The organism is Roseibium sp., from assembly GCF_051016195.1.
Classification (GTDB): domain Bacteria; phylum Pseudomonadota; class Alphaproteobacteria; order Rhizobiales; family Stappiaceae; genus Roseibium.
Genome location: NZ_CP134616.1, coordinates 1,350,001 through 1,366,733 on the forward strand (window position 1 = coordinate 1,350,001; position 16,733 = coordinate 1,366,733).

Genomic DNA, 16,733 nt, shown 5'->3' on the forward strand with positions numbered 1-16,733 from the left:
CAGCCAGGAGCCGTGATTTCGAAGATAGCCCTTCGGCCGGCCAGTCGAGCCTGAGGTGAAGCCGCAATAGAAAGGATCTTCCTCCTGCGGCGCTACGCCGCCGTTGCGCGGATCCGCATTTCGAGAAGACACCTCGGCCTTTGCCGCGGCATATCCATGCCGATCGATGATCAGGTCCGGAGCAGCAGCATCGAGCACATCGGCCTGTTGACCGGCCGGCCAGCCCGGATCCAGCACCATGGCGATCCGGCCCGTCCGGGCACAGGCAAAAAAGCAGATGAGCAGCGCGGCCGGATCATCCAGCAGCAGGGCGACACGCCCGCCCCGATCGGTGGTGCGGCAGATGACCGTCTCGATCGACACAACCGCGCCGAGAAGACTGCGCCACGACCAGCTGTCCGATCCGCATTTCAGAGCGGTCTGATCAGGCCGCCGGCCGGCAAACTCATCCAGGCTCTGTCCGACAAAGGCCATGCTGCGCCGTTCTCGACCGTGTCAGCCGCGCGACAGCATCGCCCCCGGCAATCCGCGGGCAACCGTCTGGGCAACCAGCGCGGCCAAAACGACCTTGACCAGATCTCCAGGGATGTAAATCGCGCTGCCGGCTGCCGCCGTCAGGAGAGGCAGGTTCGCCATATAGGCGACACCGGGGATACCGAAGAGATAAACCATGAGAATGCCTCCGACAGCGGCCGAAATCGCGGCCGAGGCGAATATGTTGATGCCCGGTGTCGCGCGCATGATCCAGCCGGCCACGAAGGCACCGACCGGCCAGCCGATCAGGAAGCCGACCGAGGGTGTCGCAAAGACGCCCAGACCGCCACGGCCACCGGCAAGGAACGGCGCGCCAAGCGCCACCAGGAACAGGAACAGGAGGACGGCGAGACCGCCCCGTACCGGTCCGAGCATGATCCCGGCAAGCATGACGCCGAGCGTCTGCGCCGTGATCGGCACACCGCCGAGAAACGGAATTGCGACCGGCGGCACCAGCCCCAGTGCGGCAATCAGTGCCGCATAAAATGCGATATGAACGAGTGAGCGATCAGCCATGGCGTTAACACGCCTCCCTTTTTGTTTTCGTTTCGCGATACCGGCGACACACTGGCCTCATCCCGGTTTCACAATGATGTTCCATCAGGCCGTCTTTTGGCCCGTGCGAATTTTGTCCTGTCCCGACAGGCCGTCGGACCCGCCCCGCGCCTGCAGCGCGTCCGCGACATTATCCGACATGCGCAGGCACTGAATGGCGAGCGGAGGAAGCAGTTTCCAGGAATTTCGCGCGCCCGAACGCGCCTGGTAGGCTTCGCGAAGCCTCCCAAAGATCTGCATCATGTAGGGCGCAAACCGCAAGACGAGAGCAACGCAAAGCGCGGGCTTCCTTGCAGACAGACCCAGCCACTCGAGCGGTTTGAAAAGAGGCGTGACCGCTTCCAGCATGTCATCCATCCGGGTGGTGATGGAGATGAGGTTTGCCGCAAGGATCAGCACGACCAGCCTGAGGATGACCGAGACACCGTCCCAGAAGGTGCCGGATACCCAGTGCAGCAGAAGAAGGATCGCCAAAAACACCGTCAGGCCGCGCAGCAGCGCCAGGCGCGCCAGCCCCGGGCTCCCGAGCGTCGCATAACATCCGATCACTCCGGCCAGGCACGGCAGGAGAACCAGCGGGGACTTCACCTGAAACAGCAAAAGGCTCGCAACCGCGACCACAAGCAGCTTGAGCCCCGCCGGGGTCCGGTGCAGCCAGCTGTCTCCTGAAAGGTAGATCGATATCACAGCGCCGCCAGCTCCAGTTTGACGCCTGATCTCCGGTCGATATCCGCCTCGAAGGCGCGCAGGACCTCATAAGGCGATCCATCCATGCGCAGGCGACCATCCTCCAGCCAAAGGACGCGGTCGAAGCCCTCGAAATGGCTGAAATCATGGCTCACCATGACGATTTTCTGCGGCAAGGAGAAAAGCTTGTCGCGAATCTTGCGCGTTGCCAGCATGTCGAGGCTTGTCATCGGCTCATCCAGTACCATAAGGCGCGGTTCCATCACCAGGACCGACAAGATGCAGACGAGCTGTTTCTGTCCTTCCGAGAGCTCGGCAATCGGCACCGGAGCCAGTTGGTCACAGCCATGTGCGGCGAGGAACTCCAGGGCCTGCTCACGGCTTTCACGGCGGTCGAGACCCAATTGGGTCAGGCCGAAGGCAATTTCCTCCTCCACGGTCGGAAAGATCGCCTGATGATCCGGGTTCTGGAAGACAAAACCGACATGGCGCGGCAATTCGGGAGCAGCGCTCGCGGAATCCGCGCCGAACAGCGTCAATGATCCGCCGGCAGGCTGGCGCAATCCGTTCAGAAGGCGGACAAAGGAGCTCTTGCCGGACCCGTTCAAGCCGATCACGCCGATCCGGTCTTCGCCCAGCGAGAGCGTCAGATCGGACAGGATGCGCTTGCCGCCGAGTTCGAGCGAGACATTTTCGAAAACGGCAAAAGGATCGGCCTGCGGATCGCAGACCCGCGTCTTTTCCTGCCTTGTTTTCCCGGACCAGATCGCCATTTCACCTCGCCAAGGGCACACGGGTTACCGCCAGTCAGCGATACCCTGCGTCCTGCGCTCTCAAGGGGCCGCTTATTGACCGGATCGTACCCGATGTCAAAGTGAGCCTATCCTACAGGCCGGCCCAGTTCCGGCAATTCGGCCAATTGGTCAATGGTCGAGCGCACCTTTTGCAGGGACCGGAAAAAGCGGTCGTCGGATTCCTCCGATCCGAACGTGATGCGAAGATAAGGAGCGGGCGCATTGTCTTTCGCCTGAAAGTAACGCGAAGACAGCACCGAGATGCGCTGGTGTCCAAGCGCGGCCTGGACGGCATCCGGATCGACATGACCGGGCAGCCGCAACCAGCCGAAAACCTTGTGCGTGTCGCCTTGAAGAAAGTAGGGCGACAGGATGTCCCGCGCCTTGTGGAAGCGGATACGGTTGGCCTTGCGCTTCAGGCGCAGGGTCTTGAACAGGTGTCCCTCGCGTACCCAGCCGGCAATCAGCTCCGCAGTGATCGGTGATGCCATCCAGGTACTTTCACCGATCTTGTTGCGGATCGAGTCTCCGAACAGCTCGGGAACATGCACGAAACCGATCCGGCTGCCGGGGGAACAGACCTTGGAGATACTGGCGATGGAGGCGGTTCGTTCCGGCGCAAGCGCTCCGAAGGCGGGGAGACTCTCGGGGAGAAACGGCGTATAGGGATCGTCCTCGACGATCTTGAGATCATGCGCACGGGCGACCGAAACAAGCTGCTCGCGCTCTTCTAGCGACATCGTGTGGGTGGTCGGGTTCTGCATGTTGGGCATCAGGAAGACACCCTTGACACCATGCACCTTTGCGGCCTGCGCGAGCGCTTCCGGGTCCATGGCCCCGAAGCCGCCGTCGGACTGCGCGAGGGCCGGGACGGAAACCGCCTTCAGCCCGAGACTTGCCAGCGAAGGGAAGATCGACGGGTAGGTAAACCTGTCGATCGCAATGGCATCACCGCTGCGGAACAGCGCTTGGCAGGTGACCTGGATGCCGTGCTGCGCGCCGCAGGTGACGGCAACGCGGTCAGGATCCGCGTCCAGCCCATAATCCTTGAAGACCAGAACCCCGGTTTCGCGATGCGCTTTCAAACCCTCCGACGGCACAAAGCCGTTCAATCGGCCAATCCCGGCGGTTCGCGCCATCCGGACAAGGCCATCGGACAGGCTGGGGTTCAGGTGCGGATAAGCGAAGTTCCGCGCCAGGTCGCAGACATCTGCTTCATCTTCGCTAGGGACCAGCGGCGAAACCTTGTGCGTCTCGGGCGCGACATAGGTGCCCCGGCCCGTTTCACCCTTGACGAGACGGCGTCGTTCAGCCTCGCCATAGGCACGTGTGACCGTTCCGAGCGTGACACCAAGCTGGTAGGCCAGCTCACGTTGCGGCGGCAGCCGGTAGCCCTGGTCAAGGACACCGCTGCTGATATCGGCTTCCAGCGCGTCGGCAATCGCCAGATAGATCGGACCTTGCGCCGCGTCGATCTTTGGGATCCACATTGTCATGGGAACAATGTTTACATTGACTGATACAATATCTCAAGACAATTAGTATCTCCGCCTTTTTGTATCGATTGTATCGATCTTGCCGCAGGAGAGCACCATGGATCTGGCCACCTTCCTGGCATTTGCCGTTTTCATCATTGTCATGACCGGGACGCCCGGGCCCGGGAACCTTACGTTTCTTGCCATTGGTGCGTCCGCGGGCTACCGCACCGCCTTTCCGGTGATCGTTGCGTCACAGATCGGTTCCATCCCGCTGAAGCTGAGCGTCGCCTACGGGCTTGGGCACGTGATGGCGGGCGGAGGCCCGATTGTCACCCTCTTCAAGGTGCTCAGCATGGCGTACATGACCTATCTTGCGTGGCGGATCATATCCCTGTCGGTGAAGCCGAAGGGTGAAGTGGCGCTGCCGAGCTTTTGGGAAGGTCTGCTGATCCACCCGCTCAGTCCGAAGACCTGGGCCATGAACCTTGTCGCGTTTTCAACGTTTCTCGCAGGAAACGGGCTCGGAATTCACGAAAACGCGCTGATTCTCGTGGCCGGATTTACTATGGGCGGCATGGTTTTCCATTCGCTCTGGGCGCTGCTCGGCGTTTCGATCCTTGCGCTGATCGGAGACGGGCCGGTGATGCGCGTCATCACCGTGGCGATGGCGGTATCCATGCTTGCGGCAACCGTCTGGGCGCTTGCAATCTGAGGAATACAAAAGGCACGGGCCGGCGTTTTTGCCGGCCCGTCACAGCGGTCTCAGTAGTACATATAGTTGTAGTGCTCCGGGCTCAGATAGCCTCTCGAATCGGAGCGTTCCTTTCGCTCCAGATCCAATTCAGTCTCATAAGCGCTATCGGCAAGCCGCTCGCCGTGAGTGGTTTCGGTATCCGCCATCTCGCTCTCATGCATTATCGGCAGGCGATGCTTCGCCTGCTCGCAGCAGTGATTGGTGAGTGACACGAAGCCCGCCGCGATCCGGCTCCAGAGACCGGTCTCGTGATTGCCCGATGCCGCGTCGATCTGCTCGTTGGTAATGTAAGCCATTTCCATCTCCTTCGTTCATGTGACCTCAGAGATGGCGATGCCCTGGCGAGCTTCAATTTAACTCTATGTAATATTAAGCTTTTTTAACTCGAAGATCACCCCGCGGTAATCAAACCAGCGTCATGACCGGTATTTGGTCACCCCGGCAAACGCCGAACCTCACTGGAGCGCCGACTTGATGGCCGTGTCCAGCTTGCCGACGATTTCCGAGACGTGGACGTCCTCGATGATGAAGGGCGGCGCCAACAGAACGTGGTCGCCCTTGACACCATCGATCGTCCCGCCCATCGGGTAACAGATGAGCCCGGCTTCGAACGCGGCTTTCTTGATCTTCTTGTTGATGCCGGCTGCAGGGTCGAACGGGGTCTTGGTCGACCTGTCGGCCACAAGCTCAATGCCCCGGAACAGCCCGCGGCCGCGCAGGTCGCCGACATGGGGATGCTGTGCAAATGCGTCCCGCAGCGCCTGATCAAGCTTGTCTCCCATGGGTATCACCCGCTCCACAAGACCGTAGCTCAGTTTCCTGAAGACCGTCAATGCAGCCGCACACGCGGTCGGATGCCCGATATAGGTATGGCCGTGCTGGAAGAACCCGGATCCGGCCTCGATCGCCTGATAGATCCCGTCGGTGCACAGCATTGCACCGATGGGCTGGTAGCCCGCGCCGAGGCCCTTGGCGATGCACAGGATGTCCGGCGATATCCCGTCCTGTTCGTGGGCAAAGAGCGATCCGGTCCGGCCCATGCCGCACATGACCTCATCCAGGATCAAAAGAACGCCGTAGGTGTCGCAGATCTCGCGTACCCGTTTGAAATAGCCTTCCACCGGCGGCACCGCACCCGCCGTCGCACCCACAACAGGTTCTGCAACAAAGGCCATGACATTTTCGGGCCCGAGCCTGAGAATCTCGGTTTCCAGTTCGCCCGCAACGCGCTGGCCGTATTCGAATGCCGTCTCGTCTTCCCTGCGTCCGCGATACTCATAGCATGGCGAGATATGAGTGGTTTCGATCATGAGAGGCGAGAACGGCTCGCGCCGCCACTGATTGCCGCCCGTCGCCAGCGCGCCAAGCGTGTTGCCATGGTAACTCTGACGGCGCGCAATCACCCGATGCCGCGAGGCCTCGCCCTTTTCCAGAAAATACTGGCGCGCGAGCTTGAGCGCAGCCTCGACTGCCTCTGATCCTCCCGAGACGAAATAAACCCGGTCGAGGTTGCCAGGCGCCTTGGAAACGAGCAGGTCGGCCAGCTCTTCAGCAGGTTCAGAGGTGAAGAAGCCGGTATGAGCAAAGGCGATCCGGTCAACCTGGTCCTTGATTGCCCGGGTAACGTCCGGGTCGCTGTGTCCAAGACAGGACACGGCAGCGCCACCAGACCCGTCGAAGTATTTTTTCCCTGATCTGTCAATAATGTAGCAACCCTCTCCGCGTTCGGCGACGGGTAGATTGGCTTTTGTGTGGCGTGGAAAAACGTGGGACATGGATATCAACCCGAGCAGTGATCCTGATGCGATCAGATGTGAAACTGCAACATTTGTATCAGACAATCATTCCGTCTGAAACATTTGTTTCCGAACTTTGTTAACCACGTTTTTCATCACAATTTTAATCAAATTGCAGGAACCTTCGCGCGGGGGATATCGCAACACATTCGACAAGGCTCGTCCGTCATGCCCCAACGCCTCTTCGCCTGGATTTTCTTCCTCGGATTTACGCTTGCGCTTGCGGGATGCGGCACCGTTGCAGGGGTCACCGGGCTGGGATGGGCGACAGCTTCGCACAGTTCGATCGACTATGACGATTCGTCCTGGTGCGTCCCACGTAAACTCAAGAAAGTTCTCAACCGGGTTGCCAGCCGTTACGGGGAAGTCACCGTTCACTCGACAAAACGGTGGTGGCTGGAAAACTGGCGGAAAGGCGGTGCGCGAAATTCGTATCACCTCAATTGCCAGGCGGTGGACTTTTCCGTCCGCGGTGATCCTTCCACGATTATTGCCTTCCTGAAATCGCAGCCGCAGGTTGGCGGATACAAATATTATGCATCCGGCCACTATCACATCGATACCGGTCCGCGCAGAACCTGGTAATCCGGAGAGGTTTTCAGGCCCTTCTCATCAGCTCTCAAGCGCGGAACGTGATGCCCGCCGTTATTTCAACTCACCAAGCTCAAGTGCCATTTCCCAGGAGACGGGATCGAACCCGACGAAGTTTTTCGCCTCGCCTTCCACGATCGGGCGTTTGATGGTTGACGGGTGCTCGATCATGACGTCGAGCGCCGACGCGGCGTCCGTGACCCCCTCCTTGGTTGCGTCGTCGAGCTTGCGCCACGTCGTCCCGCGCTTGTTCAGGATCGTCTCCCAGCCAAACTCGCCGACAAAGGCCGCCAGCCGGTCACCATTGACGCCGTCTTTCTTGTAGTCGTGGAAGTCGTAAGTGATGCCTGCCTCTTCCAGGAACTTTCTCGCTTTCTTGACCGTGTCGCAATTCTTGATGCCGTAAACTTTCATGATATTCCTTCCCGGACGGATCGATGGGTGGACAGTTACGGCTCCCATCACCGGTTTCAAGCCCCGGAACACAGTTTCCCCTATCCGGGTTGACCCGGCCCCGATCTCGGGTCAGAGATTTTCCGGACCTGACCTGACTGGGAACACGAAGCCGTGCACACGAAACCAACCGGGAAGACTGAATGAGCGCATTAGCGACCGCCCCGGTCAAGACGACGCCGGTGGAACGCAAGAAGAAGACCGGCCCCTCCCGGGGCAACTGGCGACAGCGGCTGCGCCTCTGGAGCGGGCTGATCCTGTTTGTTTATTGTCTCAGTCATTTTTCGAACCATGCATTCGGCATCATTTCGGTCGATGCCATGGAAAAGGCATCGGTCTGGCACTACCGCATCTGGCGCAACGAAATCGGTGAAACCGTGCTGATGCTGGCGGTCGTAACCCACGTCTTCCTGGCGCTGTGGCGCACAGGAAGGCGGCGCACGCTGAAAATGCCGCCATGGGAGTTCGCACAACTGGTTCTCGGGCTTTACATTCCCTGGTCGCTCATACCGCATGTGGGCACAACCATGGGACTGGCCAACGAATTCGGGTTTTCGCCAACCTATCACCAGATGCTCACGATCCTCTGGCCGCAGCACGGGCTGACCCAATCCCTGCTTCTTCTTGCCGTGTGGGCCCATGCCATGATCGGGCTGCATTTCTGGCTGCGGCTTTATCCTGTCTATCACCGGTTGAGATACGCAGCCCTCGGGTTTGCGATCGCGATGCCCGTTCTTGCGCTCTGGGGATTTATCGAGGGTGCCCGGCGGCTTGAGCTGGCAAAAGATGTCAAGCTCAAGGTGACAAAAGAGCAGTTCGACTGGCTGACAACCTTCGTCATCGAGGCACGCTCCGTCGTGTTCGGTCTCATTGCCGCCAGCCTCGTGGCAATTCTGCTTCGGTATATCTTCAGCCTGACAGCGCACAGGCTTACGATCACCTATCCCGGCAGCCTGTCGATCCGGGCCAAACCAGGGGCAACGCTGCTTGAGATGAGCCGTATCAACGACATCCCGATCGCCTCGGTCTGCGGCGGGCGGGCACGCTGCTCAACCTGCAGGGTGAAGGTTCTCGACGGCAGCGCCGCGCTGGCCGCGCCCGGCGCCGCCGAAAAGGCCGTCCTTGCCAGGATATCCGCCGACAACGATGTCAGGCTCGCTTGCCAGATCCGGCCGCAGCAGAACATCGAGGTGCTTCCGCTGGTGCCTGTCAAGGCGAAGACGGAAACCACGGAAAATCTCAAGGATGCCTATTACTGGGGCGTCGAACAGGATGTCGTGGTGATGTTTGTCGACCTCAGGAACTTCACACGCATAACCGAATCCCAGCTCGCGTATGACGTGGTTCATCTTCTGAACAACTATCTGGACCAGGCCTCCGCTGCGATTCGCGCAGAGGGCGGTTTTGTCGACAAATTCATCGGCGACGGCATCATGGCCATTTTCGGAATGGACAGCGACGTGGCAACCGGCGCTCGTCAGGCCCTGCGCGCATCCCGCCGCATCGAAAATGTCATGAAAGAACTCGAAGCGGAAAAAGGTCCACAGTTCCAGGACCCGATCCGCCTCGGGATCGGGTTGCATCTGGGTCCGGCGATCCTCGGACGGATCGGCGCGGCAGGAACGTCCGGCGGGCTTACGGCGCTTGGTGACGTGGTCAACACATCCAGCAGACTGGAGACCGAGAACAAGACACACGGCAGCTTTCTCGTTGTTTCCAAGGACGTGATCGATGCGGCGAACGTGCCTGCGCCCGTCGCACAGTCCGCCGAAATCAAAATCAGGGGAAAGGAAATCCCCTTGCAAATCTTTGCCTTGAGCAGCTTAGATGCGCTCGATATCCCGGCAAACTAGGTTGCGCCCATCCATGCAGGTGTGACCCTGGGTACAGGAGATCTTGTGAGTAAACGCTATACGCCTCGGGAAATGCTGGAGAAACTGATCTCCTTCAATACCGTATCGGACCGGAGCAACCTGGACCTCATCGCATTCGTGGAGGATTACCTCTCCGGATTCGGCATCGCCAGTGTTCGCGTTCCGGACGAAACCGGCACCAAGGCAGCGCTGCATGCGCGCATCGGTCCATTGCAGGATGGGGGCGTTGTTCTGTCCGCACATACGGACGTTGTTCCCGTCGCGGGACAAGCCTGGTCCCGGGAGCCCTTCACGGCATGGGTTGCTAACGGAAAACTCTATGGCCGCGGTTCCGCCGACATGAAGGGTTTCGCCGCGACCGTGCTCGCAAAGGTTCCCGAATTCGTTGCAGCGGATCTCGAGCGGCCAATTCACATCGCGCTTTCCTATGACGAGGAAGTGGGTTGTTTCGGCGCACCGCCACTCGTCAAGGACATGCTTGCCAGCGGCCCCCGGCCGGGCTTTGCGATTGTTGGCGAACCAACCAACATGAAGGTCGTCACCGCGCACAAGGGTATTGCCGTTTTCAAAACCACGATCAGGGGACATCCGGCGCATTCCAGCCAGCTGCACAGAGGCGTCTCGGCGATCTCCGCCGCTGCCAAGCTGATCTCGTGGCTGGACGCCAGAACCGCAGAGAACAAGGCAGCCACCGAGCCTGACTGCGCGTTCGAGCCCCCCTACACGACCTTGCACAGCGGTGTGATCAAGGGTGGCGAGGCGCATAACATCACCGCCCAGCATTGCGAGTTCGAGACGGATTTCCGGCTTTTGCCGGGGGACAGCAAACACTTCTGGCTCGACCTGTACCAGTCCTTCATCGAAACCGAAGTGCTGCCCGGCATGCTTGCGATTTCCGGCGATTGCGCGGTCACTGTGGAGGAACTGGCCTATGTGCCCGGCCTTTCGGAAGAACATGAGGGCAAGGCGGAATCCGAGGTTCGGGGCCTAACAGGAGACAATGCGCGTCACGTCGTCGTCTACGCGACGGAAGGCGGTATTTTTCAGGAACATGGTCTTTCGACGGTGGTCTGCGGCCCCGGCTCAATCGATCAGGCCCATCAAGCCGATGAATTCATAGAACTTGTGGAATTGGAGCGATGTGCCGCGTTTTTGGACCGGCTGATGACCCGTTTATCTTAAAAAACAGGCTTGAGCGGGTTTGAACACGGTCACTTACAATGTCATAGTTGCCGGCAGACCGGCGGCTGCACCACTCCAAAAAATCGCAGCCGTGTCTGCGGTGTCTTTCCGGGAACCGGAACCAACGAGGGGAAAATGAACAAGAAAACTCTGATTTTCGCTGCGATTCTTGCAGCAGGAACAGGTAGTGCTGCGCAGGCAGAAACATTCAAGTTTGCCTTCCAGGGAAGCCTGAACGGCCTTGATCCCTACAGCCTGAACGAGACTTTCACGCTGTCGTCGCTCGGCAACACCTATGAGGGACTGACCCGTCGCGGCGCTGACCTTGCCATCGAACCCGCGCTTGCGGAACGTTGGGAGATCGTCGAGCCGAACCGCTGGCGCTTCTTCCTCCGTCAAGGCGTCAAGTTCCACAACGGCAATGACTTTACCGCCGAAGACGTCGCATTCTCGATCGAACGTGTCCGCTCCGAAGGCTCCGACCTGACGACACGCGTACCGTCCGATGCAAAGGTCGAGATCGTTGACGACTACACGGTCGACATTGTCCTGACAGGACCAAATCCGATCCTGCACTATGAGTGGGACACGTTCTACATCATGGACAAGGACTGGACGACGGAGAACGGTGCGGTCAAGGTGACTTCCGCTTCCGACACCACGCCCAACTATGCCTCTTTGAATGCCAATGGCACAGGTCCGTTCAAGATCGCCAGCCACGAAGCCGGGGTGAAGACCGTCTTCGAGAAAAACGACGGCTGGTGGGATGAGGTCAAGCACAATGTCGACACGGTCGAATTCACGCCGATTCCATCGGATGCGACCCGCGTCGCAGCGCTTCTGTCCGGTGAACTGGACATGGTGTATCCGATCCCCGTACAGGACATCAAACGCATCAACGACAACTCCGGAACCGTCGCTCTGACCGGACCGGAACTGCGTACGATCTTCCTCGGGATGGATCAGATGCGCGACGAACTGCTCTATTCCGACGTGAAGGGCAAGAACCCCTTCAAGGACGACAAGGTGCGCAAGGCGTTCTATCAGGCGATCGACATCGAGGCGATCAAGAACAAGGTCATGCGCGACCTCGCAACGCCGTCTGCAATCATGATCTCGCCGTTCCTGTTCTCCAAGTCGAGCGAATTCGAGCGGTATCCCTACGACCCGGAAAACGCCAAGAAGCTGCTGTCCGAAGCCGGTTATCCGGATGGATTCACGGTCGGCATGGACTGCCCGAACGACCGGTACGTCAATGACGAATCCATCTGTCAGGCCGTTGCGGCAATGCTCGCACGCGTCGGTGTCAAGATCGATCTGAATGCACAGCCGAAGGCAAAATATTTTGCGAAGGTTCTTGCCTCGGGCGGTTTCGATACGTCGTTCTACCTGCTGGGCTGGACTCCCGGATCCCTGGACAGCTGGAATGTTCTGTCGAATCTGATGAGCTGCCGCAACGAAGCCGGTGAAGGTTCACCGTTCAACCTCGGCGGTTTCTGCGACGACAAGATCGACGAGCTGACCGGCAAGGTTCTGGTGGAAATCGATCCTGAAAAGCGTGATGGCCTGATCGCCGAAGCTTACAAGATCAGCCACGACAACGCCTATTACATTCCGCTTCACCAGCAGGGCCTTGCCTGGGGTGTCGCCGACAACATCGAACTCGTCCAGCGCGCCGACAATCAGTTCAAGTTCCGTTTCATCAACAAGAACTGATTTCAGCCACGACTGCTCAACGCTCCCGGCAGCGCCGGGAGCGTATTTTCATGCCAGACCATAAAGAGCCGAAATGATTGGTTTTGCGACGCGCCGCCTGATCCAGGCGTTGATTGTCATGCTGGTGGTGGCCCTTCTCGCCTTCACCATGTTCCGTTTTGTGGGTGATCCGATCAACCAGATGGTCGGGATCGAGACATCAATCGAAGAACGCGAGGCCCTGCGCGAGAGACTCGGCCTCAACGATCCGATACCCGTCCAGTTCCTGCGTTTCGTGACCAAGGCCGCACAATTCGACTTCGGCACGTCCTACCAGTTTCGCCAGCCTGTTTCGGAGCTCTTCGCAAAACGGATACCGGCGACACTGGAACTCAGTTTCACGTCCGCTCTGTTTGCCCTCATCGTGGGCATTCCAATGGGGATCTATGCAGGTCTCAACCGGGAATCCGTGATTTCCAAGCTGTTCCTGTCCGTATCGCTGGTCGGCATTTCGCTGCCAACCTTCTTCATCGGCATCCTTCTCATCTTTCTGTTCTCCGTCACGCTGCAATGGCTTCCGAGCTTCGGGCGTGGCGATACGGTTCAGATCGGGTCTTGGTGGACCACCGGGTTTCTCACCGCGTCCGGGCTGAAGGCGCTGATCCTGCCTTCCATCACACTCGGGCTTTACCAGATGACGCTGATCATGAGACTGATCCGCGCGGAAATGCTGGAAGTGATCCGGACGGACTACATCAAATTCGCGCGCGCGCGGGGCCTACCGGACCGGCTCGTCCATTTCAGGCACGCGCTGAAAAACACACTGGTTCCCGTGATCACCATTACCGGGCTCCAGCTCGGCGCCATCATTGCTTTTGCCACGATCACGGAAACGGTGTTCAACTGGCCCGGAATGGGCCTGTTGTTCCTGCAGGCCGTACAGAATGTCGACATTCCCATCATGTCCGCCTACCTGCTGCTGACGGCGTTTCTCTTCGTGGCGATCAACTTCATCGTCGACATACTCTACTTTTACATCGATCCGCGCCTGCGCGTCGGACGGCCGTAAGGGGGACGTTTCAACATGCCTTATGTCTCCAACGAAGAAGTAACAGCCGCCGTTCAGGACCGGTCGAACGGACAGCCACCAGCCGGTCGCGTGTCCCGAATTCTGGACAGCGACCTGTTCCATTCGTTCCTGCGTTCAAAGATCACCGTCGTCGCGGCAATCGCCACGCTGATCCTGTTTCTTCTGTCGTTTCTGGCTCCCTGGGTCGCGCCGCACAATCCGTTCGACCTGGCGACGATTTCGATCCTTGACGCCCGCGTCCCGCCGATCTGGCAGGAGTTTTCGGATCCCCGTTTCATTCTGGGAACGGACGACCAGGGCCGCGATCTCCTCTCCGGTATCTTTTACGGAATGCGGATTTCGCTGATCATCGGGTTCTGCTCGGTCTTCGCCGCCGCCATCCTCGGCATCTCGCTCGGGCTTGTCGCCGGTTACATGGGAGGGCGCGTCGATTCGTTCATCATGCGCGTTGCCGACGTGCAGCTGACGTTTCCCGCGATCCTGATCGCGCTGTTGATCGACGGCATCGCCGCCGGCATATTCGGCGGTGTCGATCGTGAGTTTTTCGCCTTTTACATCCTGATCGTGTCGCTGGCACTGTCGTTCTGGGTCCAGTATGCGCGCACGGTGCGCGGATCGACGATGGTGGAAAAAAACAAGGAATATGTTCAGGCAGCGCGCGTCATCGGCATTCCCGCCGTCATCATCATGGCGCGCCATATACTTCCCAACGTGATGGGACCGGTGATGGTGATCGCGACCATCAATCTGGCGCTGGCCATCGTCACAGAGGCGACGCTTTCGTTCCTCGGGGTGGGCATGCCGCCGACGCAACCTTCGCTTGGAACGCTGATCGCCATTGGAAACGATTTCCTTTATTCCGGCGAATGGTGGATCGCGATTTTCCCCGGGCTGGCGCTTGCGCTTCTGGTCCTGAACGTCAACCTTCTGGGCGACTGGCTCCGCGACGCCCTCAACCCGAAGCTCCGGTGAGGGCATCATGAACGTTCTGGACATCAAGGACCTGACGGTCGAATTCCCGGGGAGAAAATCCGTATTCGTTGCCGTCGACGACGTCGACATGAGCGTGGATGCGGGCAAGATCCTGGGAGTGGTTGGAGAATCGGGCGCAGGCAAGTCGACCGTCGGCAATGCGGTCATCGGCCTCCTGCAGGAACCCGGCCGCATCGCCGGTGGTGAGGTCTCTCTTCACGGGAAACGCATCGACAACCTGCCCTACAAGGAAAAGCGCCGTCTGCGCGGCCGCAAGATCGGGATGATCTTTCAGGATCCGCTGACGTCGCTCGATCCGTTGCAGACAGTTGAATCCCAGCTTGTCGAGACGATCCGGACGCATTTGCCGCTGTCGGCCAAGGACGCCCAGAAACGCGCGGTCGAACTGATCGACGCGGTCGGTATTCCAGACCCCGGCGAACGCATCAAGCAGTATCCCCACCAGTTCTCGGGAGGAATGCGGCAGCGTGTCGTGATCGCACTTGCGCTGTGCGCGGAACCGGAACTGGTCATCGCAGACGAACCGACCACCGCACTGGACGTCTCGATCCAGGCCCAGATCCTCGAGTTGATGAAGAAGCTGTGCGAGGAGCGCAACGTGGCCATGCTGGTGATTACCCACGATATGGGGGTCATTGCCGACATCACCGACCATGTTGCCGTCATGTATCATGGCGATCTGGTCGAATACGGGGAAACGACGCAGGTGCTGGGAGCGCCGCAGCACCCTTACACGCAGAGCCTGATATCCGCCGTTCCGCGCCCGGACGTGAAAGTGGAACGCTTCCCGGTGGTCGACTACATCGAGAAGGCGGGCACGCCGCAGAAACACATCGATATCTCCACCCACTGGCTGGGCAAATCCCGGGACTATGAGAAGATCACGGGTCCCCTCGTCCAGATCCGGGATCTCGACATGCGTTTCGAGGTGCGCGGAAGCGTTTTTCCGTCCCGCCGAAAATACTTCCAGGCAGTCAAGAAGGTCAGTTTCGATATCCAGCAGGGCGAAACCTTCGGCCTTGTCGGGGAAAGCGGATCCGGCAAATCGACGATCGCGCGCCTGATCACGGGCCTCTACGATCCGACGGGCGGATCGATCCTGTTCGGCAAGACGGAACTGACGTCTCTGAAGAACCGCAAGGACGTGCTGGCGATGCGGCGCCAGATGCAGATGATCTTCCAGGATCCCTATTCATCGCTCAATGCCCGCATGCGCGTGCGCGATATCATTGCCGAACCGATCAAGTTTCACAAACTCGCCTCAAGCAATGCCGAAGTCCGGCAGATCGTGGACGACCTGCTCGATCACGTCGGCCTCGGTGCCGAGGCCGGGCAGAAATTCCCACACGAGTTCTCAGGCGGTCAGCGTCAGCGCATTTCGATCGCGCGCGCGCTTGCGACACGGCCGCGCTTCCTGATCTGCGACGAACCAACCTCGGCACTGGACGTTTCGATCCAGGCCCAGATTCTCAATCTGTTGAAGGATCTGCAGGAAGAACTCGGCCTGACGATGCTGTTCATCAGTCACGATCTCGCAGTCATCAGGCAGATGTGCAACCGGATCGGCGTCATGAGGAACGGGGAGCTCTGCGAGGTTTCCGGGTGCGATGATCTGTTTGAAGCGCCGAAGCATCCCTACACGAAAGAGCTGCTGGATCTGATGCCGTCGATGGAACTTCTGTCACGGGCCAACCTGGAGACAACCTGAACTGCGGATCGCTGAACAGCCAGGCTGAAAACGCGTTCGACAACGATTCTGTTGGTTCGGGCATGACGCGATATTGACTCGCTCGCCGAGCCCGATTCCCTCACGGCAAGATCGAGATAACCACAATCGAGTCCGGAGCAGGCAAAAATTGCCTGACGTGAACCTGTTACAAAGCTTAGATCGTCAGACTGCACGGCTTCCGCTGTTCGCTTGAGTTATTCGCCAGAATTTGGAAAGTGAAGCCTGCGCTTTGTTTCGTGAAAAAAAAGCAGGAAGAGCCAACTAGCCCTTCCTGCGACGCGTTTATTCAAAATACTCTCATTCCTAGAAAAAAATTCTGATTGAGTCTTAAAATTGCTTCGACTCTACTTCGTTATGGGGCGCATATTCCCTAAGGTTCGATCACATTTCAAGAGTGGTTGCGCACAAATCATCAGCAAATATGACTATTATTTGTTCAAACGGGCACAGCGCGGCGGACGGCGTCGTTGCTACGGGATTGCCTCCGCTCTTCCGCTTTCACATGCTTGACGCGTTTTTTCCGGACAG

General features: G+C 58.9%; 16 protein-coding genes (1 of these 16 running past the window's edge). 8 read left to right on the forward strand and 8 right to left on the reverse strand.

From position 1 onward, the window contains the following. The 5 genes from RDA78_RS06155 to RDA78_RS06175 form a co-directional block, all read right to left on the reverse strand. Nucleotides 1–474 carry the 5' portion of an AMP-binding protein gene (locus RDA78_RS06155; protein WP_434054461.1) on the reverse strand. The gene continues 969 nt to the left of window position 1, outside the view, so only the first 474 of its 1,443 coding nucleotides appear in the window; its start codon is at nt 472–474; its stop codon lies off the left edge, out of view. A gap of 21 nt (nt 475–495) precedes the next feature. Continuing rightward, entirely contained in the window at nt 496–1,050 is a 555-nt protein-coding gene (locus RDA78_RS06160; protein ID WP_434054462.1) for a biotin transporter BioY, read from the reverse strand. Nucleotides 1,051–1,134: 84 nt separating this feature from the next. Then, nucleotides 1,135–1,776, reverse strand: coding sequence for an energy-coupling factor transporter transmembrane component T family protein (locus tag RDA78_RS06165; protein ID WP_434054463.1), 642 nt, complete (start codon nt 1,774–1,776; stop codon nt 1,135–1,137). After that, on the reverse strand, nt 1,773–2,549 hold the full coding sequence (locus RDA78_RS06170) for an energy-coupling factor ABC transporter ATP-binding protein (RefSeq protein WP_434054464.1): 777 nt from the start codon (nt 2,547–2,549) through the stop codon (nt 1,773–1,775). The genes RDA78_RS06165 and RDA78_RS06170 overlap by 4 nt, the downstream gene beginning before the upstream one ends. Before the next feature lie 107 nt (nt 2,550–2,656). Next, the gene (locus tag RDA78_RS06175) at nt 2,657–4,066 is read right to left on the reverse strand and encodes a PLP-dependent aminotransferase family protein (RefSeq protein WP_434054465.1); all 1,410 of its coding nucleotides are present in this window, start codon (nt 4,064–4,066) and stop codon (nt 2,657–2,659) included. Nucleotides 4,067–4,163: 97 nt separating this feature from the next. On the opposite strand from RDA78_RS06175, the gene RDA78_RS06180 reads away from it, so the two are divergent. Next, nucleotides 4,164–4,760, forward strand: coding sequence for a LysE family translocator (locus RDA78_RS06180; protein ID WP_434054466.1), 597 nt, complete (start codon nt 4,164–4,166; stop codon nt 4,758–4,760). 50 nt (nt 4,761–4,810) lie between these two features. Here RDA78_RS06180 and RDA78_RS06185 read toward each other — a convergent pair whose 3' ends face one another. Both RDA78_RS06185 and RDA78_RS06190 read right to left on the reverse strand, forming a co-directional pair. Further along, complete coding sequence (locus RDA78_RS06185; RefSeq protein ID WP_434054467.1) at nt 4,811–5,098, reverse strand: hypothetical protein; 288 nt, start codon at nt 5,096–5,098, stop codon at nt 4,811–4,813. Between the two features lie 159 nt (nt 5,099–5,257). Then, nucleotides 5,258–6,577 carry an aspartate aminotransferase family protein gene (locus RDA78_RS06190; RefSeq protein ID WP_434054468.1) on the reverse strand — a complete coding sequence of 440 codons (1,320 nt, stop codon included), beginning with the start codon at nt 6,575–6,577 and terminating at the stop codon, nt 5,258–5,260. A 189-nt stretch (nt 6,578–6,766) separates the two neighbouring features. On the opposite strand from RDA78_RS06190, the gene RDA78_RS06195 reads away from it, so the two are divergent. Next, a complete protein-coding gene (locus tag RDA78_RS06195; protein ID WP_434054469.1) occupies nt 6,767–7,183 on the forward strand; it encodes a YcbK family protein in 417 nt (138 codons plus the stop codon). A gap of 60 nt (nt 7,184–7,243) precedes the next feature. On the opposite strand, the gene RDA78_RS06200 is transcribed toward RDA78_RS06195, so the two are convergent. Beyond that, nucleotides 7,244–7,603, reverse strand: coding sequence for an ArsC family reductase (locus RDA78_RS06200; protein WP_434054470.1), 360 nt, complete (start codon nt 7,601–7,603; stop codon nt 7,244–7,246). Nucleotides 7,604–7,785: 182 nt separating this feature from the next. Between RDA78_RS06200 and RDA78_RS06205 the strand changes: the two genes are divergently transcribed. The 6 genes from RDA78_RS06205 to RDA78_RS06230 all read left to right on the forward strand — a co-directional run bounded on the left by RDA78_RS06205 (nt 7,786) and on the right by RDA78_RS06230 (nt 16,184). After that, nucleotides 7,786–9,495 carry an adenylate/guanylate cyclase domain-containing protein gene (locus RDA78_RS06205; protein WP_434054471.1) on the forward strand — a complete coding sequence of 570 codons (1,710 nt, stop codon included), beginning with the start codon at nt 7,786–7,788 and terminating at the stop codon, nt 9,493–9,495. A 45-nt stretch (nt 9,496–9,540) separates the two neighbouring features. After that, nucleotides 9,541–10,698 carry an acetylornithine deacetylase gene (gene argE / locus RDA78_RS06210; RefSeq protein ID WP_434054472.1) on the forward strand — a complete coding sequence of 386 codons (1,158 nt, stop codon included), beginning with the start codon at nt 9,541–9,543 and terminating at the stop codon, nt 10,696–10,698. A 135-nt stretch (nt 10,699–10,833) separates the two neighbouring features. Beyond that, nucleotides 10,834–12,414 (forward strand): ABC transporter substrate-binding protein, encoded by a 1,581-nt coding sequence (locus RDA78_RS06215; protein ID WP_434054473.1) that lies wholly within the window; start codon nt 10,834–10,836, stop codon nt 12,412–12,414. A 73-nt stretch (nt 12,415–12,487) separates the two neighbouring features. Further along, nucleotides 12,488–13,462, forward strand: coding sequence for an ABC transporter permease (locus RDA78_RS06220; RefSeq protein WP_434054474.1), 975 nt, complete (start codon nt 12,488–12,490; stop codon nt 13,460–13,462). 15 nt (nt 13,463–13,477) lie between these two features. After that, a complete protein-coding gene (locus RDA78_RS06225; protein WP_434054475.1) occupies nt 13,478–14,455 on the forward strand; it encodes an ABC transporter permease in 978 nt (325 codons plus the stop codon). Between the two features lie 7 nt (nt 14,456–14,462). Then, nucleotides 14,463–16,184 carry an ABC transporter ATP-binding protein gene (locus tag RDA78_RS06230; protein ID WP_434054476.1) on the forward strand — a complete coding sequence of 574 codons (1,722 nt, stop codon included), beginning with the start codon at nt 14,463–14,465 and terminating at the stop codon, nt 16,182–16,184. The last annotated feature ends 549 nt before the right edge of the window (nt 16,185–16,733 follow it).